Source organism: Providencia sp. UF-183 (genome assembly GCF_058246155.1).
In genome coordinates this window covers 86,507-110,187 of the sequence record NZ_JBSICD010000003.1, presented here as the reverse complement: position 1 = coordinate 110,187, position 23,681 = coordinate 86,507, and the positions used below count along the sequence as shown (strand labels likewise).

Below are 23,681 nucleotides of genomic sequence, written 5' to 3'. Positions count from 1 at the left end.
GACTAATTATCAGAAAAAGTGTTGATGATAAGAAAAATAGGGAAGGAAGATCGGAAATAGAAACAGGATAGAGCCACTTTGATGATGTAAAATGGCCCTTTGAACAGTATATGGCTATGTATTAGTTAATTTCTTTAACTTCTACGCGCAATTCTTTTGGCACTTCAAAAACAATATTTTCTTCTCGGCCTTGTAGCTCGACAACAGAATTAGCACCAAGTTCTTTAAGTCTATCAATGACTTGACGAACTAAAATATCAGGTGCCGATGCCCCTGCAGTTAGACCAATAATGTTTTTATCCGTTAACCACTCGGTTTTAATATCCTCTGCGCCATCAATCAAAAATGCAGGCTTTTGCATTCTTGATGCGAGTTCAGCGAGACGATTCGAGTTTGATGAGTTTTTTGAGCCAACCACTAGCACGATATCGGCACGCTCAGCCAGCTCTCTCGCCGCTTCTTGGCGGTTGGTTGTTGCATAGCAAATATCATCCTTACGTGGCCCAACAATGCTTGGGAAGCGCGCAGTCAATGCATCAATGACATCTGAAGTGTCATCAACGGAAAGAGTAGTTTGTGTCATAAACGATAAATTATTTTCGTCTTTGACTTTTAATTTCCAAACATCTTCAGGGCTTTCAACAAGGTACATGCCACCTTCAGGGTTGCTATATTGCCCCATTGTCCCTTCCACTTCAGGATGCCCCGCATGACCAATCAAAATCGCTTCTTTGCCTTTACGGCTTGCACGAGCGACTTCCATATGCACTTTAGTGACTAACGGGCATGTTGCATCAAATAGCATGGTCAAATCGCGAGAACGCGCTTCTTGACGGATAGCTTGGGACACACCATGAGCTGAGAAAATTAAGATCGAGCCATCTGGCACTTCAGAAATTTCTTCAATAAAAATAGCACCACGCTGGCGCAAATCATCAACAACATAACGGTTATGAACCACTTCATGACGAACATAGATAGGGGCGCCGTAAAGTTCTAATGCCCTTTCTACAATGCTAATTGCGCGGTCAACACCAGCACAAAAACCACGAGGGTTAGCCATTAATATTTGCATTGTGATTCTCCAATTGCGGGTCTACTTCAAGCACTTCAATTTCAAAGCTAATTTGTTGCTCAGCGAGTGGGTGATTAAAATCAACAGTGATAGACTCACCTTCAATTGATTTTACTACACCCGGCATTTCGCTGCCATTCATTGCCGTAAATAACATGATAGTCCCAATTTCAGGGATACCAGTATCCATAAAATCTCGCAATGAAAAATACTGAACTAAATCAGGGTTATGTTTACCAAAAACAGCCTCACCGGGTAATGAGAAGTTTTTCTTTTCACCTTCATTAAGCCCTATGAGTTCAGCCTCAAGTTCAGGTGATAATGAATCATTCCCTAACACAAACAACGCAGGCTTTCCTTGTGCGTGTGAAGAATCTGCTGTAGAGCCATCTTCCAGTTTCAATGTGAAATGCAGTAAAACTGCGCTCTGAGCCTGTATTTGAGTAGACATAAACCAAACCTATTTTGTCATAAAATTCAGCCCAGAAAATCTGGGCTGTGTGTTATTACATTGTAACCTATTGTACTACCAATTTATTTTGCTTTTTCCTGCTTTGGCTTTTCAGGTAAAAAACCTTCAAAAATAACTAAAGCAGCGCCAATACAAATTGCCATGTCAGCTAGGTTGAATGTTGGCCAATGCCAATTACCGACATAAACATCAAGGTAATCAACAACAAACCCATGAACCAGTCGATCACTAAGATTGCCAATTGCCCCGCCAATAATTAATGCGTAAGCAATATTGGATAAGCGTTTTTGCGCGCTTTGGCGATACATCATTACCATTAAAATAATGGAGATCCCCACCGCAATACCCGCAAAGAACCAACGCTGCCAGCCACCTTCATCAGCCAAGAAACTAAATGCCGCACCAAAATTTTGCGCGTACATAATGTTGAAAAAAGGCATTACAGCATGTGGTTCGTACAGATTTAGGTCTTTTAGCACTAACTGCTTTATTCCTAGATCTGCCACGATAATCACGATGGTCAACCATAGCCAACGCAAGCCAGTAGAACAAATAGGTGTCTTCATTAAGCAAACTTACGCGATTCGCCGTCACCGGCTACGTTAGTCACACAGCGACCACAAATTTCTGGTTGCTCGCTTGATGAGCCGATATCGCTCGCATAATGCCAACAACGAGGGCATTTTTCGCCTTCTGCTTTACTAAAGGCAATTTTAAGGCCTTTTAGCTCACTCTCTTGCGCATCAGCAGGCGCCGCTGCAATATCCGCGACAGTCGCTTGAGAAGTCAGCAGAACGAAACGCAGCTCATCACCTAAACTTTGTAGTTTATTCGCTAAGTCTTTATCTGCATACAACGTTACCGCAGCTTCTAATGAGCCACCGATGTGTTTATCTGTACGCGCTTGCTCTAACACTTTATTCACTTCACCGCGAACCGCTAGCAGTTCAGACCAGAAGCTGTTATTCATTTCATTTGACTCATTTAAGCCAAATAAGCCGTTATACCATTCTTCGGTCAAAACAAATTGAGCACGTTTACCCGGTAACTCATTCCAGATTTCATCTGAAGTGAAGGAAAGAACAGGGGCAATCCAACGCACTAACGCTTCAACGATATGGTACAGAGCCGTTTGGCAGCTACGGCGGGCTAAGCTGTCGCCTTTCGCTGTGTATTGACGGTCTTTAATGATGTCCAGATAGAATGAACCCATTTCGATAGAACAGAAATGCATTAAACGCTGAATAACGGACAAGAAGTCATATTCATCATACGCTTTAGTGATTTCTTGTTGTGCTTCAAGCGCACGGCTTACTGCCCAGCGGTCTAACACCACCATATCTTCTGGCTTCACCATGTCCGTTTCTGGATTGAAACCGTTAAGGTTTGCCAACAAGAAACGTGCGGTGTTACGAATACGACGATATGAATCCGCAGCACGTTTTAAGATTTCATCAGAAACAGCGATTTCGCCTGTGTAATCCGTTGAAGCAACCCATAAGCGCAGGATATCCGCACCCAGTTTGTTCATTACGTCTTGTGGACTCACCGTGTTGCCTAATGATTTAGACATTTTACGGCCTTGGCCATCCACAGTGAAACCGTGCGTTAACACTTGGCGATATGGCGCTTTGCCTTTCATTGCCGTTGATAGCATCAATGAGGACATGAACCAGCCACGGTGTTGGTCAGAGCCTTCCAAGTACATGTCAGCTGAATTGCCATGGAATTCAGGACGTGCATCAACCACAGCAAAGTGCGTAGACCCTGAGTCAAACCAAACATCTAGCGTATCTGGTACTTTACGGTAAGTTTCGGCTTCATCACCCAGTAATTCAGCAGGGTCGAGATCCCACCACGCTTGAATACCATCAACTTCAACACGTTTAGCGACTTCTTCCATTAATTCTAACGTACGCGGGTGCAGCTCTTCGGTATCTTTATGAACAAACAAAGACATCGGAGTACCCCAAGTACGCTGGCGAGAGATACACCAATCAGGGCGGTTTTCAACCATTGACTCAATGCGTGCGCGTCCCCAACCTGGGATCCACTGAACAATATCAATTTCTTTCAAAGATTGTTCACGTAAGCCATTTTTGTCCATGCCAATAAACCATTGTGGTGTCGCACGGAAAATAACTGGGGTTTTATGACGCCAGCAGCATGGGTAGCTATGGGTAATCGCTTTCTTATACAGCAACGCACCTTTTTCATTTAACAGCTCAACAATCAAATCGTTAGCTTTAAAAATGAACACGCCATCCAATGTTGGATAGGTATTTGGTAAGAAACAACCATCCGGCCCAACTGGGTTCGCTGTTTCTAAGCCGTATTTCTGGCCGACTACATAGTCTTCAGGACCATGGCCTGGCGCAGTATGCACCGCACCTGTACCCGCATCTAATGTAACGTGGTCACCTAAGATTGCAGGAACATCAAAGCCCATAAATGGATGTTCGAAGCGTAATAATTCAAGTGCAGAACCTTCACATTCGCCTAAAACTTCCCAAGCGTCGATGCCGACAGTTTTCATCACATCTTCAACAAGGTCAGCCGCTAAAATGACTAATTCGCCATTCGCTTGCACCAAGTTGTATTTGAATTCAGGATTCAACGAAATTGCGCGGTTAGCAGGCAATGTCCACGGTGTTGTTGTCCAAATAACCAGTGATGGCGTTTTATCACTCGTGACACCAAATTTTTCACACACAGATTTGCTATCTACCGCTGGGAAGCGAACGTAGATAGATGGTGAAGTTTTGTCATAATACTCAACTTCGGCTTCTGCCAGTGAAGAACCACATGCGGTACACCAATGAACAGGCTTAGCACCTTTCACTAAGTGGCCGTTTGCAATGGTTTTTGCTAACGCTCTGATGATGTGGGCTTCCGTTTTGAAATCCATGGTTAAGTAAGGTTTATCCCACTCACCCAATACACCAAGGCGCATAAAGTCAGCTTTTTGGCCTTCAATTTGCTCTTTAGCATATTGACGGCATTGTGCACGAAATTCAGCGGCAGAAACTTTTTCGCCTGGTTTACCAACGATTTGTTCAACTTTGTGTTCAATCGGTAAGCCATGGCAATCCCAACCAGGAATATACGGGGAATCATAACCCGCTAACCCTTTGGATTTAATAATAATATCTTTGAGAATTTTGTTAACTGAGTGACCAATATGAATACTGCCGTTAGCATACGGAGGACCATCGTGCAGAATAAACGTTTTCTTGCCCGATTTTGCTTTACGGATTGCCTGATACAAACCTTCTTTGTACCAGCGCTCTAACATCTGTGGTTCGCGTTTAGCGAGATCGCCACGCATTGGGAACCCTGTTTCTGGTAGATTCAGGGTATTTTTATAGTCACTCATCGATTCTCAGTTCCAATTTTCCGCTAAATTATCTGATTCCTATTGCAGTGAGGTATTCTCTTGCTGCAATTACATCATTAGCAATTTGCTCCTTAAGCGCTTCCAACGAAGCAAACCGCTGCTCATCACGCAATTTCTTACGTAACACTACATCGATATGACGCCCATATAAATCCATAGTGGCATCAATCAGATGAACTTCTAACTGCGTTCCTTTTCCAGATACAGTCGGTCGTGTGCCGATATTCGCCACACCCGGTAGAGGTTTATCACCTAAACCGTAAACTTCTACAGCATACACACCGGTGACAGGTGTGACTAAACGTTTTAACGGTAGGTTTGCCGTCGGAAAACCTATTGTTCTGCCAAGTTGGTTGCCATGAACCACTCGTCCGCTAATACGATAAGCATGCCCTAATAGATTCTCTGCTAACTCAAGGTCGTTATCTTGAATTGCCTTTCGAATGGCGGTACTACTTATACGAAGACCTGAATCGCAAAAGCTTTCTGTATCTGCCACCTCGAAACCGAACTCTCCACCGGCTTGTTGCAAAAATGCAAAATCCCCCATGCGATTTTTTCCAAATCGGAAATCATCACCAATGGCGAGATATTTCACCCCTAACTTGTCAACAAGTAAATCAGAGACAAACTCAGTCGGTGTTAAAGAGGCAAAGTGCTGGTTAAATTCGACACAGAGAAGATAATCAATACCGCTGTCTGCGAGGTATTTCACTTTATCTCTTAAGCGTGTCAAACGCGCAGGCGCTTTGTCACCAATAAAGAATTCAAGGGGTTGTGGCTCAAAAATCATCACAACCGTGGGCAAGCCAAGTTCCTTACCCTTGAGTTTCAAATTTTGTAGCAACACCTGATGCCCACGATGGACACCGTCAAAATTACCAATAGTCAGCACGCAACCATGATGGCACGCCCGGATATTCTGTATACCGCGAATTAGCTCCATAACAGGCTCAATACCGAGGAAATTGCAGGATTATACCTTGTACGACGCATAAGGTTAACCTTAGTTCGCAAAAGGTTTCATTAAACCCTATTTTTTTGATCGCTACACGACCTAATTAGCGGTCATTTTACGTGAACAATAAACCATAATGCTACTCAATATGAGCGCTTAGGCATAGGTATCAAAAAAAGTTGGGATAACCAATGGATTATCAATACAACAAATTTGTTCCGAGGTCTCTAAAAATATTCAATTTTTATCGTTTTCTCGTCAGTGCCTATAGCTAAACATATTTTACGATTAATAAGCAATCAATTCACGAGCAAATATCATACTACCCTCTGATTGATGGGCTAAATTTTTTTTCTATTGTAATTGTTTTTAATTTTCTAACATCAATTACGCATTTTTTCACGCTAAGATCTGTATTCTTCTCATATTTGCTGATAGAATCTTGCACCATTCACAGCGCATGAACATCGAAGTACACGATGTTTATTTGCACAAATCCATTGACAAATGCAGGGCGAAAGGGCATATTCCTCGACCTTTGAATTGTCCTCAATAGAATACATTTGGGAGTTGGACCTTGGCTAATATCAAATCAGCTAAGAAACGTGCCGTTCAGTCAGAGAAACGTCGTCAGCACAACGCTAGCCGTCGCTCTATGGTACGTACTTTTATCAAGAAAGTTTACCTTGCTATCGCTGCTGGCGATAAAGAAGCTGCTCAGAAAGCATTTAATGACATGCAACCTATTGTTGATCGTCACGCCGCTAAAGGCCTGATCCACAAAAATAAAGCAGCACGTCATAAAGCTAACTTAGTTGCTCAAATCAAAGCAATGTAATTTGCTTCTTGATTAGCTAAAAAAACCGGCCTTGGCCGGTTTTTTTATTTATTCAATTTATTGCTCAAGCCTATCAAATGGCACAGAAAATAGCTCTGAAAAATCTTTATTACAAACTCGCTGCACTGCTGGATGCTGGATCATTCTTTCTGCAAAAATAACGTAATATTCTTCTTTTACATTTTCTAATCGCCCCAATTCTACAATATCCTCACCACCTAAAAGGTCAGGTGTATACTGTGAAGGTGCAACAAAAATAGCATTATAATGCATCCCAAATGCTTTCATTAATGCAGCATCATCAAACTCACCTAAGACTTCTACTTGTAAGTTTTTATTGCGTATCCAAGCTAAGATATGCCGACCTAATAGATAACGCCTTCCAGGAATGAGTAAACGGCGTTCTTCTAAACATTCAGGAAATGGTTTTTTCGGTATTGGCTGACGGCAAAAAAAGCTCATATTGCATTCACCCAGTTTGACAGAAAATAACCCCTCTTGCTGAGACGAATCAACAGGGCAGTCCGATAAAATCATATCCAATTTATGTTGGCTTAATTGCTCTAATAGCAGTTCATGGGTTGATTCAAAGCAGCGCAAATGAATTTGCTCATGTTCGACAACTGTCGTTTCTAGAATTCGGCTAACTAGCTGCTTAGATAATGTATCAGCGACACCAACATCAAATAACAAATTGGATTCTCGGCTGTAATTGACGATATCTAGCATTTCTTGGCTGAGCATAAACATTTTGTCTGCATAGCGAAAAATGAGTTGCCCAAGTTCCGAAGGTACCAAACCGCGCCCCTGCCGCTTAAACAATTTACCACCTAAGCGCTCTTCTAGCGCCTTTATTTGCCCCGTGATAGTCTGAGGAGTCAGGTAAAGTGCATCTGCTGCCCCAACGACAGAGCCTTCTTTACATACATGCCAAAAGTAGTAAAGATGGTTAAAATTTAAATGTGAAACCCGCATATCGATTCCTTTTGTACCGTCAATAACAACCTTTGGTGCTATTCACCATACATATCTACCTGTACTCCACGACTTAGGAGCTTTTATTATGTATACCGTAGTGTACCCATCAAAAGACACACCACGGTATATCATAGAATATTAGTTCGGAAATTCTTACTAATAATTAACTAAATTACTTTATAACTCTAGTTCATACTAATTGTTTTTGCTTCGGTAAGACTACCCTTAACATAAAATAACCAAGTAGCGCTGCAACTGTCGAGCCAATCAAAATACCTAGGCGTGAGTAAGTACTATATACCTCATCCATACCATCAAATGCGAGTCCGGTTATAAAAATAGACATAGTAAAACCGATCCCACATAACACTGAAACGGCAAAAACTTGCTTTAAATTAATCGGCTCTGGTAATTTCGCAAAACCAAGTTTTACCGAAATCCAACTAAATAAGAAAATACCAATTGGCTTACCAAATATCAGCCCTGCAGCAACACCTAGTGGCAATGGACTTAATAACCCATCAAAAGTCACACCTTGTAACTGCACACCCGAATTTGCAAATGCAAAAATAGGCAAAATTAAATAGACAACCCACGGATGTAAGACATGCTCAAGCTCTTCAGAAGGTTTTGTTTGGTTTGTACCCCGTAATGGAATTAAGAAACCAACAATAACTCCCGCCAATGTTGCATGAACACCTGATTTTAATATACACACCCACAATATCAGCCCTATAACTAAATAAGCTGCTGTATTTTCCACTTTGCGCCAGTTCATTGTGACCAATATTGCAATACATAACGCAGCCAAACTTAGCGCAATCATTGAAACAGAACTTGTATAGAAAAAGGCAATAATCACAATAACACCAAGGTCATCAATAATGGCTAACGCCAATAAAAAGACCTTTAACTCTGTGGGTACGCGCTTACCTAATAAAGCCATAACGCCTAAAGCAAATGCAATATCTGTTGCCGCGGGTATTGCCCAACCTTGTTGAGTGATTTCATTTCCACCATTAAAAAGCAGGTAAATTAACGCAGGTGCAATCATCCCACCTAATGCTGCAATTGCTGGAAATATGGCTTTATCACGACCCGCGAGGGATCCTTCCAATAATTCACGTTTAACTTCAAGACCCACGACTAAGAAAAAAATAGCCATTAGGAAATCATTAATCCATAAAATTAATGGCTTATCTAGCCCGAAGTCTGAAATTTTAATCGACACAGGGATCGCTAAAAATTGCTGATAAGCACCTTGTAATGGCGTATTGGCCATAATCAAAGCAACTATGGCAGCAATAATCAGGAGTAAGCCCCCTGCTGCTTCTAACCTTAAAAATTTACGAATAATTGCTGTCATTTCTTTTAACCTCAATATTTTTTGAATGTTAATATTATGCTAATTATTAATTCGTAAAAAATCGTTTATTTATCCATTAAAACTCGGAATTAACGATCTATTCAGGTTAGAGATCACTCAAAATGATAAAGAAACGTTAATTTCACTATAGACAACTTTTATAAAAACAAATAATAAATTTTTTAAAAAAGTGACTTTATAAATTCAACTTTTTCTCGTTTTTTCTAATTTACATTTTTTGATGTTCTTGTCGCAATCATCCATTTTTTCTGTTCGAAGGGTTTCGCAATAATTTTTAATGTGGGAGACTAAGTTACAACCATTTTGCAAAGCGCTTCGCAAAAAAAAATTTCTTTATTTTTCAAACAAAAAATAATCTTTATTCTTAAATTATGACCACTTACGTATTATTAGCCGTCCTTTTTGCTGCTTTTTGCCATGCAAGTTGGAATGCCTTAGTTAAATTTGGTAATGACCGTTTTTTTGGTCTCGTGATGATTTCTTTTTTTTCGGGTGTATTAGCCATTCCTGCGATATTTTGGTTAGGCTTACCCTCTCCCGAAGCAATGCACTGGTTGGCATTATCGGTTTTGTTCCACATTGGCTACACCTACTTTTTAAGCCAAGCCTATACACACGGTGATTTGAGCCAAATTTACCCAATTTCACGCGGTTCTGCGCCGCTGATAACCGCATTACTTGGTGCCTTATTATTCAATGAATTTATCCCATTGATGGGTTTCATTGGCATATTGCTCATTATTGGTGGTGTTTTACTGATTGCTTTTGCTGGAAGAAAATTTAAATTAAATATCAAAGGAAAAGCGCTAACATTTGCATTATGCACCGCCTTTTTTACTGCCTGCTACACGCTTTCAGATGGACATGGTGCTCGAGCCAGTGACGATCCGGTGGTCTATACACTATGGTTATTTCTATTAAATGGTATTGTTTTAACCATTTCTGGCATTCTCAAATACCGCGGTACATTAGTGCTAGGTATACAGCAATATTGGCGCTCAGGACTCTTTGGTGGACTAATGCAGCTAGTGAGCTATGGCATCGCTATTTGGGCCATGAGCCAAGCTCCTATCGTCATGGTGGCAGCAATCCGAGAAACCAGTGTATTGTTTGCAATGTTTCTTTCGATTGTATTTTTAAAAGAGAAATTCAATCTGATACGAATCTTAGCCTGCTTGGTGATTTTATCCGGTGTTTTACTTGCCAAGCTCAGCAGTTAATTAGTGCTCTCGCCAAGTATGCTCGAGCCTTTTATAAAAAATAAAAACTGATTTTTCATTTAGATATGAGGTAACAATGTCTTTTACAAAATCCTTATTAGCCCTCGCAACAATGACGGCTTCTTTTGCCAGTTTTTCAGCCACACCTGCGGATATTATGATTGTTGATGGTACTGTCTTAACGATGGATGCTAAAAATCGGGTTATCGAAAACGGCACTGTGGTTATTAAAGAAAATAAAATCATTGCTGTCGGTGGCCCTGAACTGACTAAAGATTACCAAGCTCCAAAGGTATTAAATGTTGAAGGCGATATTGTCATGCCTGGCCTGATTAATACCCATACTCACGCTTCAATGACTGTTTTTCGTTCGCTAGCAGACGATATCCCGGATCGCTTACACCGTTATATATTTCCCCTAGAAAGTAAGATGGTAAGCCGTGAAATGGTCCGTGTTGGGGCAAATCTTGCTAATGTTGAAATGATTAAAGGCGGTGTCACAACGTATGTCGATATGTATTATTTTGAAGACGAAGTGGCTAAAACAGTAGACAAAATTGGCTTAAGAGCCGTTTTAGGCGAGTCAGTCATCCAGTTTCCTGTTGCTGATGCGAAAAACGCAGATGAAGGCATTCAATACGCAGTGAATTTTATTAATCAATACAAAGGTCATCCTCGCATAACACCCGCTTTTGCCCCACACGCCCCTTATACAAACTCAACTGAACATTTACAGCAAATTTCAAAGTTATCTCAAGAACTCGATGTTCCTGTGATGATCCACTTAGCCGAAACTGATCGCGAACAAGAAGAAATCGCGAAACGAACTGGTGGAAAGAGCCCCGTTCAGTACATGGCGGATATTGGCGCACTGAATAACAAAGTCATTGCCGCACATGCCATTATGGTGAATGAACAAGACATGGATTTGCTGAAAAAATTCGATGTCGGTGTCGCACATAATATCAGTGCCAACACCAAATCAGCAAAAGGCGTTGCACCTGTCACCACCATGTTAGAAAAAGGTATCCGTGTAGGGTTAGGAACGGATGGCCCAATGTCGAGTAATACTCTAACGACGTTAAATGAGCTCAATTTGGTCGGTAAAATTCATAAGCTGGAGAACAAAGACCGAGCGGCAATGCCACCACTTACTGTCGTCGAGCTAGCCACCAAAGGCTCTGCCAAAGTCCTACATATGGAAGACAAATTAGGCTCCCTTGAAACAGGCAAACTTGCAGATATTATTGTAATTGATACTAAATCACCAAACATGGTGCCTATGTATAGCCCATATGCCGCGCTCGTTTATGGGGCGAATGGCGCCAATGTTCGTCATACCATTGTGGACGGTAAAGTTTTGATGCAAGACCGCCAATTACTCACCGCAGATGAAAAAGTGATTATTCAAGAAGCACAAGACTTTGCAAACAAAGTACGCGAAACGGTTATCGCCAGTGGGGAAGTGGTTAAATAATATAAAAAATGGCTGGTTCTGTATTTCACAGACCAGCCATTCTAATTTAGAGAATGATTAACACTTATTTATTCGTTAAATCATCAAAGAATTTTTTCACGCCATCTAGGAAGCTTTTCGAACGTGGGCTATTTTTTTCCCCGCTCTTGCCACCTAAGGACTCACCAAACTCTTTGAGTAACGCTTTTTGTTTCTCATTCAGTTTTACCGGTGTTTCTACAACAATGTGGCACATCAAATCACCTTGCAGACCACCACGCACTGATTTCACGCCTTTTCCTTTCATACGGAAAATTTTGCCAGTTTGTGTTTCCGCTGGGATTTTCAGTTTCACACGGCCATCAAGGGTTGGTACTTCAATTTCACCGCCCAATGCTGCATCGGCAAAGTTGATTGGTACTTCGCAGTGCAGGTTATTACCATCGCGCTCAAAAATGTTATGAGGCAATACATGAACCTGAACGAATAAATCTCCTGCTGGAGCACCGTTCTCACCTGCTTCACCTTCACCAGACAAACGAACACGATCACCCGTATCAACACCTGCTGGAATTTTCACTGACAGTGTTTTATATCTTTCAACACGGCCATGACCATGACATTTGTTGCATGGGTCTTTGATCACTTTTCCGCGACCATGACAGGTTGGGCAAGGTTGTTGTACCGAGAAAAAGCCTTGGCGCATATGAACTTGGCCCATACCATGACAGGTAGAGCATGTATCCGCGCTGGTTCCCGGTTTCGCACCGTTACCATGACACACATCACAGGTTTCTAGCGTTGGAATACGAATTTCTTTGGTCACTCCACGGACAGCCTCTTCAAGAGTCAATTCCATGTTGTACTGCAGATCAGAGCCACGGCTTGGGCGTTGCTGTCTGCGACCGCCTCCGAAAATGTCACCGAAGACGTCACCAAAGATATCGCTAAAGTCAGCACCACCGCCGAAGCCGCCACCGCCGCCCATTCCGCCTTGTTCAAACGCGGCGTGACCATATTGATCATAAGCAGCGCGTTTTTGCTCATCGGAAAGAACTTCGTAAGCTTCTTTAATTTCTTTAAATTTTTCTTCAGATTCATCTTTATTATCCTGATTACGGTCAGGATGGTATTTCATTGCTAAGCGCTTATACGCTCTTTTGATGTCTTTTTCTGAAGCATTCTTTTCAAGTTCTAAAACCTGATAAAAGTCTCTTTTTGCCATTTAATTTACCCTTAACATGCGGAACGGGCGCAGAGTTCCCTCAACGCCCGTATCCGGTATCAGTAACTATTAACCATCATCGCTACAGCTACTGCGCCCGCTAAGGGCATTATTTTTTGTCTTTGTCGTTAACTTCTTCGAACTCAGCGTCAACAACATCGTCATCTTTCTTCGCTTCTGCGCCAGCCGCGCCGCCCGCTTGAGCTTGTTGCTGTGCGATTTCCAGAAGTTTTGCAGATGCAGTGACTAAAGCTTGGATTTTCGCTTCGATATCCGCTTTATCTTCGCCTTTCGCTGCTGCTTCTAACTCAGATGTTGCTTTTTCGATGTTTGCTTTATCGTCCGCTGGTAATTTGTCACCTGCTTCTTCGATTTGTTTACGTGTACCGTGAACCAGTTGGTCAGCTTGGTTACGAACCTGCACTAATTCTTCAAATTTACGGTCAGCTTCTGCGTTCGCTTCCGCGTCACGTACCATTTTTTCGATTTCTTCGTCGTTCAGACCTGAAGAAGCCTTAATGGTGATGTTTTGCTCACGGCCGCTGTTTTTGTCTTTCGCAGACACATGCAAGATACCATCAGCATCGATGTCGAAAGTAACTTCGATTTGTGGCATACCGCGTGGTGCTGCTTGGATACCATCTAAGTTAAATTGGCCCAGTGATTTGTTATCACCCGCACGTTTACGTTCACCTTGCAGAACATGGATAGTCACGGCTGCTTGGTTATCTTCCGCAGTTGAGAACACTTGGCTGTGTTTTGTTGGGATAGTGGTATTCTTCGAAATTAACGAAGTCATCACGCCACCCATAGTTTCGATACCTAAAGACAGAGGCGTTACGTCAAGTAACAGAACGTCTTTAACATCACCGGCTAAAACACCACCTTGTACTGCTGCACCCATTGCAACCGCTTCGTCTGGGTTAACGTCTTTACGTGGTTCTTTACCAAAGAAGTCTGCAACCACTTTTTGAACCATTGGCATACGTGTTTGACCACCGACTAAGATAACGTCGTTGATTTCGCTCACGCTTAAGCCCGCGTCTTGCAGAGCAACTTTCACTGGCTCCATTGAACGTTTAACTAAGTCTTCTACCAGTGACTCTAATTTTGCACGAGTCACTTTGATGTTCATGTGTTTTGGACCTGTTGCATCAGCAGTGATGTATGGCAGGTTCACATCAGTTTGTTGTGCAGAAGACAGCTCAATTTTCGCTTTTTCCGCAGATTCTTTCAGACGTTGCATTGCTAACGGATCGTTACGCAGGTCAACACCTTGTTCTTTCTTGAATTCGTCAACTAAGTAGTTGATTAAACGTGTATCGAAGTCTTCACCACCTAAGTGAGTATCACCATTAGTTGCTAAAACTTCATAGGTTTTTTCGCCATCAACTTCATCGATTTCGATGATTGATAAGTCGAATGTACCGCCACCTAAGTCGTAAACCGCAATTGTACGGTTACCAATTTCACGGTCTAAACCATAAGCTAATGCCGCTGCTGTTGGTTCATTGATGATACGTTTTACTTCTAAACCAGCGATACGGCCCGCATCTTTCGTTGCTTGACGCTGAGCATCATTGAAGTAAGCAGGAACGGTAATAACCGCTTCTGTAACGGGTTCACCCAAGTAATCTTCCGCTGTTTTCTTCATTTTTTTCAGAACTTCAGCAGAAACTTGTGGTGGAGCCATTTTTTGGCCTTTCACATCTAACCAAGCATCGCCGTTATCTGCCGCGATGATTTTGTATGGCATGATAGCGACATCGCGCTGAACTTCTTCGTCTTGGAAACGACGACCAATCAAACGCTTGATTGCAAATAAAGTATTTTCTGGGTTAGTAACAGCCTGACGTTTTGCTGGCTGACCAACTAAAATTTCACCATCTTGAGTGTACGCAATGATGGAAGGAGTAGTTCTGTCACCCTCGCTGTTCTCCAGAACACGAGCGGTAGTACCATCCATAATTGCAACGCATGAGTTAGTTGTACCCAAGTCGATACCAATAATTTTACCCATCTAAAACGCCTCCAAAGGAATTCTTTTCACTATGATTTCGATATCAATCTATATGCGGCTCAATATTTCTTTTTCAAGGGCGTTTTTAACCCTGAGCCTAAATTATTTTTCAATACGCAATAATTCACAGAGATATCGGTTGATGCTTTAAAGATGGGGTCGTAAATCCATTCATCAAGGGGGGAATTAAAAAAAATTTGCATTTATTGCAAAAAAACCTGTCTTGTGATCATTGTTTAGACAACTAAAACTGCGTATGATTCGCCGCCACCATCATTTTGGCGGCATTTACTTTCAATTTATCTATTTGAATTTTATATACTTTACCAGAGGTTATATGCAGTCTAGCTCTCTTGCAAATCCAGGCCCACTTGGTTTACTAGGCTTTGGTATGACAACCATCCTGCTGAATATTCATAATGCAGGATTTTTTCCGCTTTCATCCGTTATTTTAAGCATGGGTATTTTTTATGGTGGGATTGCCCAATTTATCGCAGGGCTAATTGAATATAAGAAAGGCAATACATTCGGCGCAACCGCATTTACCTCTTACGGAATGTTTTGGATTGCATTAGTGGGATTATTATTTTTACCTACCATGGGGTTAGCCGAAGCAACTTCACCTGAATTCTTAGGTGTTTTCCTTGCTATTTGGGGCGTATTTACCTTCTTCATGTTCCTTGGCACATTTAAAGCGAACTTTGTGCTGCAATTTGTTTTCGGTAGCTTAACTGTCTTATTTGCCTTACTTGCCATCGGCAATCTGACAGGCAACGCTGCACTGCTCAAATTTGCAGGTTTCGAAGGAATTATCTGTGGCGCGAGTGCGTTCTATTTAGCGGTCGCAGAAGTGTTAAATGAGCAATATGGTAGAACTGTGCTACCAATTGGTCAGCGCGGCTAATAATTGCTAGTGGTATTTAATCAGGTGAGTGAATGCTCACCTGATTTCATTCAAAGAATTACTCGGTACGGATCGCCGATTTAGGCCTAAATGCCTTCACTATGGCAGGATCAGTTTCCACATACGGGCCATCAAGCAATTGAATGCAATATGGAACGCTGGCAAAAATTCCCGATACCAGCACATTACCTTCTTTATCTTTTAGCCCTTCTAATGTTTCAGCAATCGCTTTTGGTTGCCCCGGTAAATTCAATATTAAGGCTTGGTTGCGGATCACGCCAACTTGGCGCGATAGAATAGCCGTGGGAACAAATTTCAGGCTAATTTGGCGCATTTGCTCACCAAACCCTGGCATTTCACGATCAGCAATGGCTAATGTTGCATCAGGTGTCACATCACGACGAGCAGGCCCTGTACCACCTGTTGTGAGTACTAAATGACAGGCAAATTCATCCACTAGCTCACACAAAGTTTGTTCAATCATGATCTGCTCATCAGGAATTAACCGTGTTTCAATGCGAAAAGGGGTTGTCAGCGTTTTTGCCAACCACTCTTCAAGTGCTGGGATGCCTTTATCTTCGTAGATACCGCTCGAAGCACGATCAGAAACGGAAACCAGACCTATGCGCAATTCATTCATACAAACCTCAAAAATTGACTTATCAGAAACTGTTTAATTTTGCCTATAAACAGGTGCGATATCATACCATGAAGCATATTTCCGTGCAGCGTTGTGGTTTTTTTATATTTAAATTGAGAAGTAACTCAATGAATAATAGCCATAAAAAAACCCAACCAATTGGCTGGGTTTTAGCGAAGCTAGAAAAAACTACAGTAAATCTGCAATCATTTTTTCCAGTTTTTCTTGGTCTACAGCGAACTTACGGATGCCGTCAGACAGTTTATCAACTGCCATTGGATCTTGGTTGTGCTGCCAGTAGAATTCAGCTTCAGTCAGTTTAGCGCCTGGCTCTTGTGTTTTGCCTGCATCTGTCAGTTTACGCACTAATGTGCCTTCAGATTCAGACAGCTCTTTCAGCAAGCCTGGGGAGATTGTTAAACGGTCACAACCTGCTAATTCAATGATTTCGCCCACATTACGGAAGCTTGCACCCATAACGACAGTTTTGTAGCCATGCGCTTTGTAGTAGTTGTAGATTTCAGTCACAGAAACCACACCTGGATCTTCTTGTGGTGCAAACTCTTTTTTGTCTGTGTTTGCTTTGTACCAGTCAAGGATACGGCCCACAAATGGAGAGATCAGGTAAACACCAGCTTCCGCACAAGCACGTGCTTGAGCAAAAGAGAATAATAAAGTCAGGTTACAGTTGATACCTTCTTTTTCCAGTTTTTCCGCCGCGCGGATACCCTGCCAAGTTGACGCTAATTTAATCAGGATGCGATCATTGCTGATACCTGCATCGTTATACATTTTGATTAAATGACGTGCTTTAGCAATACAGGCTTCTTCATCATAAGAAAGGCGTGCATCAACTTCAGTAGAAATACGACCCGGAACTAATTTCAAAATTTCCAGACCGATATTCACAGCCAGTTTGTCACAAGCATCAATAATTTGTTGCTCGCGATTGCTGCTTTGCTTACGTGCCCATTCAACCGCTTCATCAATTAATTTACGGTACTCAGGAATTTGTGCAGCATTTAAGATAAGCGACGGGTTAGTGGTCGCATCTTGTGGTTTGTAAAGCTTCATTGCTTCGATGTCGCCGGTATCAGCAACAACAGTTGTCAGACTACGTAAGGAGGTCAGTTTGTCGGTCATTTCTTTAATCTCGTTGTTATACCCGTCATATTTCAAGTTGTAGCAGTGTTGGCTAACAGACTGCAACTTGAATTACTTTGCGTATTATAAAGGAATTGTGGCTATCGCCGCACCGTCTACAGATAATATCATGCATCCATATTGCTGCAAGCAAGGAAATCTAGTCAAAAGCAACTATTTGATTGGCAATCGGTTTCGCAACTTGATATCAAGCTGAATCCTTTTAGCGAAATATCTCGTTAGCTAACAATAGCAAAAAATAATATTGATTTGGCTTATTGCATCAATTAGCTATTTAGGATGAATTTTTGCTAAAGTAAGCGTTATTATTCTTTTATAAAGGGTCAAGTCATGCTTATTACTATTTCACCTGCAAAAACATTAGACTACGAAAGCCCGCTTGCGACAGCGAAATTTACGCAACCTGAGTTATTAGCAGAATCGCAAAAGCTCATCAAAGAATGCCGTAAGTTGACCCCCGCAGATATTGCCAGTTTAATGAAGATCAGTGATAAGTTGGCAGGCCTCAACGCAGCGCGTTTTGCAGAATGGCACGCTGACTTTACCCCTGAAAATGCACGCCAAGCTATTTTAGCCTTTAAAGGTGATGTTTATACAGGGATGCAAGCAGAAACCTTTTCCCCAGCAGATTTCGAGTTTGCTCAGTCTCATTTACGTATTTTATCCGGCCTCTACGGTATTTTGCGCCCATTGGATTTAATGCAGCCTTATCGCCTTGAGATGGGAATTTCACTAAAAAATACTCGCGGTAAAAACCTATATGAATTCTGGGGCGATATTATTACAAAACAATTGAACCAAGCACTTGCTCAGCAAAAAGACCAAGTATTAGTTAATCTAGCTTCTGATGAATATTTTAAATCGGTAAATACCCAAAAATTAGATGGGCAAATTATTAAGCCTGTATTCCTTGATGAGAAAAACGGCAAATACAAAGTGATCAGCTTTTATGCGAAGAAAGCACGTGGCTTAATGAGCCGGTTTATTATTCAAAACAAACTGACAAAAACGGATCAATTATCCGACTTTAATTTAGAAGGCTATCAATTTGATGAAAGCCAATCTAAAGGTAATGAACTGATTTTTACTCGCCCAGAGCAAATTTAACCATCCAATAACGGGTATTTATTCACAGTGAATACCCGTCACTTTCAATGCATCACAAAATTCTTGGTACGCCATCACAATTTCGCGATAAAACAGCCATACTAAATCAAATTAGCATCGATTCCTCAGCCCACATTTGGGGTTTATGACAGTATAAAAGAGGTTTTTGCTCACTATTTTGGAGGTGAAGTATGCCGTATGTTGCATCATCAAAGCGCTATACTGAAATGGAATACCGTTTATGTGGCCGTAGTGGACTACGTTTACCACTGATTTCATTGGGGTTGTGGCATAATTTTGGCGATAACAAATCGTTTGATAACTGCCAAGCCATGCTGCGTCATGCTTTTGACCTTGGTATTACGCATTTTGATCTTGCCAATAATTATGGCCCTCCACCGGGATCTGCCGAGACGAAATTTGGCCAGATCTTACAACGGGATTTTCTGCCTTATCGCGATGAAATGATCATTTCATCAAAAGCGGGATATACCATGTGGGATGGCCCTTACGGGGATTGGGGAAGCAAAAAGTATTTAGTTGCCAGCCTCAATCAGAGTTTAAAACGAATGGGTCTTGATTATGTGGATATTTTTTACCACCATCGACCAGACCCTGATACACCATTAGAAGAAACCATGAGTGCTCTTGACCTTATCGTTCGTCAAGGAAAAGCACTGTACGTTGGAATTTCAAACTACCCTGCGGATTTAGCGAAAGAAGCCATTCGCATCCTGACTGAATTAGGAACGCCTTGCCTTATCCACCAGCCCAAATATTCTATGTTTGAACGTACACCTGAAGAGGGGTTACTCGATCTACTTGAAGAAGAAGGTGTAGGTTCTATCGCATATTCTCCTCTTGCTGGCGGGATCTTAACAGATCGCTACTTGAATGGTATCCCCGCCGATTCACGGGCAGCAGGCAACCCATCGTTACCTCCTGAACGGCTCACTTCGACTGTCTTAGCAAAAGTTAAACAGTTGAATGAGATTGCAGCAAGACGTGATCAAAAGCTGAGTCAAATGGCATTAGCGTGGTTATTACGCCATGATAGAATCACGTCCGTTCTGATTGGAGCAAGCCGCATTAGCCAAATTGATGACGCGATGGGGATCTTAAAAAACCGCGATTTCAGCCAAAAAGAACTGAAATCCATTGAGCTGATATTAGAAAGTTAATGCTATTCACACAAGTTGCAGGATGCCCTGCAACTTGATAATTTTTTTCTTAATTAACGGTATTCGCCATTGGCTTTAAATTGAACCACTGAATATGGCTGTGTTCTTCCATCTGGCTGTTCCATACCTAAACTACCGATTGGCATACCCGGAACTGAAACTCCAACTACATCCGCAGGCAACGTATCAATCGCATCTAAGCTGCTAACAGGCACGTGCCCAACAATCACTTTACCTTTGTATTTAGCGACATGGCAGCTGCGTAAGTTGTATGGCACATTGAGCTCATCATTTAGTTTGTTCAGCTCATCATAACTGATTTCATTGACCACAACGTCATACCCTGCTTTTTTAACACCTTCCCCCCATAGCTGGCAGCAACCACAGTTAGCATCTTTATACAGTTGTACGCTCTGGTTTTGAGAAAATGCAGAAAATGACAGTAAAAACATTCCACCTAAAATTATCTTTTTCATTGCTATTTACCTTATCAATAATAATGGCTAATACTTCAAAAGTGTCTATTTTTTATGACGTATCTGGCAGATCAATTTATATGCAGCAGGAATGATAAATAACGATAATAACGGTGCAGTTATCATTCCACCGATCATTGGGGCTGCAATTCGGCTCATCACCTCTGACCCCACTCCCGTTCCTAATAATATGGGTAATAACCCCGCTAAAATAACAGCTACGGTCATGGCTTTTGGGCGAACGCGCAATACAGCACCTTCATATAACGCGCTATCTAAATCCTGATTGGATAAATTACTTATTCCTTGCTGTTTTTCTCTATCCTCAATGGCGTGCCTTAAATAAATCAACATCACCACGCCAAATTCGGCAGCAACCCCCGCCAGTGCAATAAAGCCAGTGCCTGTTGCAACGGATAAATTAAAATTCATCCAATACAAGAACCAAATCGCACCAACTAAAGCAAAAGGTAAACTTAATAAAATTAGCAAAGCTTCGCTAAAGCGCCTAAAGGCTAAATAGAGCAAGACAAAAATAATCATGATAGTCGCGGGTACCATTAACATTAATTTTTGGTTGGCTCTTTCAAGTAATTCAAATTGCCCAGTGAAGGAATAACTGACTCCCGGCTTCATTTGAATATTATTTTTTATCGCCGTATCGATATCATTAATAACAGAGACCATATCTCTATCTCGTGCGTCGATATAAATCCAACTGGTTGGCCGTGCATTTTCTGTTTTCAGCATCGGTGGACCCATTTGCACTACGACATCGGCCACATCACTGAGGACAATTTGTTGCTTATTAGGTGTTAAAATTGGTAATAATTTCAGTGCAGAAACACTGTTTCGGTAATCCTGTGGGTACCTTAGGCTAATAGGGTAACGCTCTATCCCTTCAACAGTTTCCCCTATCATCTCCCCACCTGTCGCCGTTGAGATATACACCTGCACATCACTGATACTCATACCAAAACGAGCCGCTTTTTCCCTGTCGATTTTAACATCAATGTACCGACCGCCCACTAACCGTTCAGCTAACACAGAGACGACCCCTGGGACTGTTTTCGTCACTTTTTCAATCTGTTGTGCAAATGCATCGATTTCTTCAAGGTCTTTCCCTGACACTTTAATGCCTATTGGGCTTTTGACCCCTGTAGAAAGCATATCGATTCGATTACGAATCGGTGGAACCCATAAATTAGCAACTCCCGGCAAACGCACCGTTTCATCTAACTCATCGATAATTTTTTCCAGTGTCATCCCTTCACGCCACTCAGACTGTGGCTTTAAACGAATGGTGGTTTCGATCATTTCCATCGGCGCCGAGTCAGTGGCGGTTTCCGCTTTCCCCACCTTGCCAAAAACGGTATCAACTTCAGGAATGGTTTTGATTAACTTATCGGTATTTTGCAATAAAAAAGCCGCTTGAGCAGGAGATACCCCTGGTAAGGTCGACGGCATATACAGTAAATCACCTTCGTTAATTGATGGAAGAAATTCACCCCCTAAATGCTTTAATGGCCATATCACGGTAAACAATGACAGAACACCAATCAACAATGTCGTTTTCGGCCACGCCAATACTTTTAATAAAATGGGGCTATATATTGCAATTAGCCAACGGTTTAGTGGGTTTTTATTTTCATTTGGGATATTACCGCGGATCCAATACCCCATTAATATCGGGATCACGATTAATGCTAATGCGGCAGCGCCCGCCATCGCATAGGTTTTGGTAAATGCCAGAGGCCCAAATAAACGCCCTTCTTGGCCTTCCAACGTAAAGATAGGAATAAAAGAAAGCGTGATAATAAGTAAGCTGATAAATAATGCAGGCCCAACTTCAACTGCCGAGTCTGTAATTAATTTCCAGCGCTGCGTATTATCGAGAGCTTGCCCTTCATGTTGATGCTGCCATTTTTCTAATTTTTTATGGGCATTTTCAATCATCACAATAGCCGCATCCACCATTGCGCCAATGGCAATCGCAATTCCGCCAAGCGACATAATGTTTGCATTTATTCCTTGGTAACGCATAACAATAAACGCAATAAACAGCCCTAAAGGTAAAGAGATAATCGCCACTAAAGCAGAACGGAAATGCCATAAGAAAACCGCACAAACTAGGGCAACAACAATGAATTCCTCTAGCAGCTTATAACTAAGGTTATCAATCGCATTATCAATCAGAATGCTTCTATCATAGGTTGTGATGATTTCAATGCCTTCGGGTAAACTGGCACTTAAATCCTCAAGCTTTTGTTTTACATCATGAATAACATTTCGCGCGTTTTCACCTGAACGTAGTAAAATGATCCCGCCGACAACTTCACCTTCCCCGTTAAGCTCCGCAACACCACGGCGCATTTCAGGGCCTTCTTGGATGCGAGCCACGTCTTTCAGGTAGATTGGGACGTTATTTTCTGCCATTTTCAGGTAGATTTTATTAAAGTCATCTATAGATTGCAGATAACCATTGGCTCTAACCATAAATTCAGCTTCAGCAATTTCGATGGAAGAACCACCCGCCTCTTGATTAGCCATTTCAACGGCTTGTTTTATTTCAGGTAACGTCACTGAAAACTGCGCTAACTTAAGCGGGTCGGCAATGATTTGATAAGATTTCACCACGCCACCAACGGTTGCAACTTCAGAAACGTTTGGCAGTGCTTTTAATTCATATTTCAAAAACCAATCTTGGAGCGAACGCAATTCAGCTAAGTTATACTTACCACTTTTATCCACCAACGCATATTCAAAAACCCAACCAACACCGGTTGCATCTGGACCAATTGAGGCAACTGCGCCTTTTGGAAGTTTTGATTGGACTTGATTTAAATACTCTAAAACCCGCGAGCGCGCCCAATATAAATCGGTATTATCTTCAAAAATGACATATACATAAGAGTCACCAAAGGCCGAAAACCCGCGAACTGTTTTTGCCCCCGGCACAGATAGCATTGTGGTTGTTATTGGGTAAGTGACTTGATTTTCAACCAGTTGCGGGGCTTGCCCTGGATAAGTGGTTTTGATTATCACCTGCACATCAGATAAGTCAGGTAAGGCATCAACAGGTGTGCTGCGGATGCTCCATATTCCTGCGATAACTAAAAATACCACGCCCATTAACACTAAAAAGCGATTTGCCACCGAGCGTCTTATAATCCATTCCAACAT

19 protein-coding genes are annotated in these 23,681 nt (G+C 41.8%); 6 read left to right on the top strand and 13 right to left on the bottom strand.

The features are described 5' to 3' along the window. Positions 1-121 precede the first annotated feature (121 nt). The 5 genes from ispH to ribF all read right to left on the bottom strand — a co-directional run bounded on the left by ispH (position 122) and on the right by ribF (position 5,890). On the bottom strand, positions 122-1,075 hold the full coding sequence (ispH, locus tag AC4IFT_RS03455) for a 4-hydroxy-3-methylbut-2-enyl diphosphate reductase (protein WP_490731667.1): 954 nt from the start codon (positions 1,073-1,075) through the stop codon (positions 122-124). Further along, positions 1,056-1,526 carry an FKBP-type peptidyl-prolyl cis-trans isomerase gene (gene fkpB / locus AC4IFT_RS03450; RefSeq protein ID WP_490750634.1) on the bottom strand — a complete coding sequence of 157 codons (471 nt, stop codon included), beginning with the start codon at positions 1,524-1,526 and terminating at the stop codon, positions 1,056-1,058. Before fkpB ends, ispH begins: the two co-directional genes overlap by 20 nt. 83 nt (positions 1,527-1,609) lie before the next feature. Continuing rightward, a complete protein-coding gene (gene lspA, locus AC4IFT_RS03445; protein ID WP_219245695.1) occupies positions 1,610-2,113 on the bottom strand; it encodes a signal peptidase II in 504 nt (167 codons plus the stop codon). Next, positions 2,113-4,923 carry an isoleucine--tRNA ligase gene (ileS, locus tag AC4IFT_RS03440; RefSeq protein WP_490750633.1) on the bottom strand — a complete coding sequence of 937 codons (2,811 nt, stop codon included), beginning with the start codon at positions 4,921-4,923 and terminating at the stop codon, positions 2,113-2,115. The genes lspA and ileS overlap by 1 nt, the downstream gene beginning before the upstream one ends. 28 nt (positions 4,924-4,951) lie before the next feature. Continuing rightward, entirely contained in the window at positions 4,952-5,890 is a 939-nt protein-coding gene (gene ribF, locus AC4IFT_RS03435; protein WP_219245693.1) for a bifunctional riboflavin kinase/FAD synthetase, read from the bottom strand. A 589-nt stretch (positions 5,891-6,479) separates the two neighbouring features. Here ribF and rpsT point away from each other — a divergent pair. Further along, positions 6,480-6,740 (top strand): 30S ribosomal protein S20, encoded by a 261-nt coding sequence (gene rpsT / locus AC4IFT_RS03430; RefSeq protein WP_219245692.1) that lies wholly within the window; start codon positions 6,480-6,482, stop codon positions 6,738-6,740. 57 nt (positions 6,741-6,797) lie between these two features. On the opposite strand, the gene nhaR is transcribed toward rpsT, so the two are convergent. Continuing rightward, positions 6,798-7,715, bottom strand: a complete 918-nt coding sequence (gene nhaR, locus AC4IFT_RS03425; RefSeq protein ID WP_490731660.1) for a transcriptional activator NhaR — start codon at positions 7,713-7,715, stop codon at positions 6,798-6,800. A 193-nt stretch (positions 7,716-7,908) separates the two neighbouring features. Beyond that, on the bottom strand, positions 7,909-9,084 hold the full coding sequence (gene nhaA, locus AC4IFT_RS03420; protein ID WP_490750632.1) for a Na+/H+ antiporter NhaA: 1,176 nt from the start codon (positions 9,082-9,084) through the stop codon (positions 7,909-7,911). Positions 9,085-9,476: 392 nt separating this feature from the next. Here nhaA and AC4IFT_RS03415 point away from each other — a divergent pair, with 392 nt between their 5' ends. Then, a complete protein-coding gene (locus AC4IFT_RS03415) occupies positions 9,477-10,325 on the top strand; it encodes an EamA family transporter (RefSeq protein WP_490731656.1) in 849 nt (282 codons plus the stop codon). 76 nt (positions 10,326-10,401) lie between these two features. Further along, on the top strand, positions 10,402-11,802 hold the full coding sequence (locus tag AC4IFT_RS03410; protein WP_490750631.1) for an amidohydrolase: 1,401 nt from the start codon (positions 10,402-10,404) through the stop codon (positions 11,800-11,802). A 64-nt stretch (positions 11,803-11,866) separates the two neighbouring features. Here the strand turns inward: AC4IFT_RS03410 and dnaJ are convergent, their stop codons facing one another. Both dnaJ and dnaK read right to left on the bottom strand, forming a co-directional pair. Beyond that, positions 11,867-13,006, bottom strand: a complete 1,140-nt coding sequence (gene dnaJ / locus AC4IFT_RS03405) for a molecular chaperone DnaJ (protein WP_219245687.1) — start codon at positions 13,004-13,006, stop codon at positions 11,867-11,869. Between the two features lie 109 nt (positions 13,007-13,115). After that, positions 13,116-15,026, bottom strand: a complete 1,911-nt coding sequence (dnaK, locus tag AC4IFT_RS03400; RefSeq protein ID WP_490731651.1) for a molecular chaperone DnaK — start codon at positions 15,024-15,026, stop codon at positions 13,116-13,118. 337 nt (positions 15,027-15,363) lie between these two features. Between dnaK and satP the strand changes: the two genes are divergently transcribed. Beyond that, positions 15,364-15,930, top strand: coding sequence for an acetate uptake transporter (gene satP, locus AC4IFT_RS03395; protein ID WP_219245685.1), 567 nt, complete (start codon positions 15,364-15,366; stop codon positions 15,928-15,930). Positions 15,931-15,988: 58 nt separating this feature from the next. Here the strand turns inward: satP and mog are convergent, their stop codons facing one another. Then, positions 15,989-16,570, bottom strand: a complete 582-nt coding sequence (mog, locus tag AC4IFT_RS03390) for a molybdopterin adenylyltransferase (RefSeq protein ID WP_219245684.1) — start codon at positions 16,568-16,570, stop codon at positions 15,989-15,991. A gap of 189 nt (positions 16,571-16,759) precedes the next feature. Beyond that, entirely contained in the window at positions 16,760-17,713 is a 954-nt protein-coding gene (gene tal, locus AC4IFT_RS03385; protein WP_272539038.1) for a transaldolase, read from the bottom strand. 351 nt (positions 17,714-18,064) lie between these two features. On the opposite strand from tal, the gene yaaA reads away from it, so the two are divergent. Both yaaA and AC4IFT_RS03375 read left to right on the top strand, forming a co-directional pair. Further along, complete coding sequence (gene yaaA, locus AC4IFT_RS03380) at positions 18,065-18,841, top strand: peroxide stress protein YaaA (RefSeq protein ID WP_490731646.1); 777 nt, start codon at positions 18,065-18,067, stop codon at positions 18,839-18,841. A 191-nt stretch (positions 18,842-19,032) separates the two neighbouring features. Beyond that, positions 19,033-20,022, top strand: coding sequence for an aldo/keto reductase (locus AC4IFT_RS03375; RefSeq protein WP_490750630.1), 990 nt, complete (start codon positions 19,033-19,035; stop codon positions 20,020-20,022). A 53-nt stretch (positions 20,023-20,075) separates the two neighbouring features. Here AC4IFT_RS03375 and AC4IFT_RS03370 read toward each other — a convergent pair whose 3' ends face one another. After that, the gene (locus AC4IFT_RS03370) at positions 20,076-20,498 is read right to left on the bottom strand and encodes a DUF411 domain-containing protein (RefSeq protein ID WP_490731642.1); all 423 of its coding nucleotides are present in this window, start codon (positions 20,496-20,498) and stop codon (positions 20,076-20,078) included. Positions 20,499-20,543: 45 nt separating this feature from the next. Then, entirely contained in the window at positions 20,544-23,681 is a 3,138-nt protein-coding gene (locus AC4IFT_RS03365; protein WP_490750629.1) for an efflux RND transporter permease subunit, read from the bottom strand.

Coding starts and splice junctions, on each gene's coding strand:
- ispH (WP_490731667.1), bottom strand. CDS start 1,075: ATGCAAATATTAATGGCTAACCCTCGTGGTTTTTGTGCTGGTGTTGAC.
- fkpB (WP_490750634.1), bottom strand. CDS start 1,526: ATGTCTACTCAAATACAGGCTCAGAGCGCAGTTTTACTGCATTTCACA.
- lspA (WP_219245695.1), bottom strand. CDS start 2,113: ATGAAGACACCTATTTGTTCTACTGGCTTGCGTTGGCTATGGTTGACC.
- ileS (WP_490750633.1), bottom strand. CDS start 4,923: ATGAGTGACTATAAAAATACCCTGAATCTACCAGAAACAGGGTTCCCA.
- ribF (WP_219245693.1), bottom strand. CDS start 5,890: ATGGAGCTAATTCGCGGTATACAGAATATCCGGGCGTGCCATCATGGT.
- nhaR (WP_490731660.1), bottom strand. CDS start 7,715: ATGCGGGTTTCACATTTAAATTTTAACCATCTTTACTACTTTTGGCAT.
- nhaA (WP_490750632.1), bottom strand. CDS start 9,084: ATGACAGCAATTATTCGTAAATTTTTAAGGTTAGAAGCAGCAGGGGGC.
- AC4IFT_RS03415 (WP_490731656.1), top strand. CDS start 9,477: ATGACCACTTACGTATTATTAGCCGTCCTTTTTGCTGCTTTTTGCCAT.
- AC4IFT_RS03410 (WP_490750631.1), top strand. CDS start 10,402: ATGTCTTTTACAAAATCCTTATTAGCCCTCGCAACAATGACGGCTTCT.
- dnaJ (WP_219245687.1), bottom strand. CDS start 13,006: ATGGCAAAAAGAGACTTTTATCAGGTTTTAGAACTTGAAAAGAATGCT.
- dnaK (WP_490731651.1), bottom strand. CDS start 15,026: ATGGGTAAAATTATTGGTATCGACTTGGGTACAACTAACTCATGCGTT.
- satP (WP_219245685.1), top strand. CDS start 15,364: ATGCAGTCTAGCTCTCTTGCAAATCCAGGCCCACTTGGTTTACTAGGC.
- mog (WP_219245684.1), bottom strand. CDS start 16,570: ATGAATGAATTGCGCATAGGTCTGGTTTCCGTTTCTGATCGTGCTTCG.
- tal (WP_272539038.1), bottom strand. CDS start 17,713: ATGACCGACAAACTGACCTCCTTACGTAGTCTGACAACTGTTGTTGCT.
- yaaA (WP_490731646.1), top strand. CDS start 18,065: ATGCTTATTACTATTTCACCTGCAAAAACATTAGACTACGAAAGCCCG.
- AC4IFT_RS03375 (WP_490750630.1), top strand. CDS start 19,033: ATGCCGTATGTTGCATCATCAAAGCGCTATACTGAAATGGAATACCGT.
- AC4IFT_RS03370 (WP_490731642.1), bottom strand. CDS start 20,498: ATGAAAAAGATAATTTTAGGTGGAATGTTTTTACTGTCATTTTCTGCA.
- AC4IFT_RS03365 (WP_490750629.1), bottom strand. CDS start 23,681: ATGTTGGAATGGATTATAAGACGCTCGGTGGCAAATCGCTTTTTAGTG.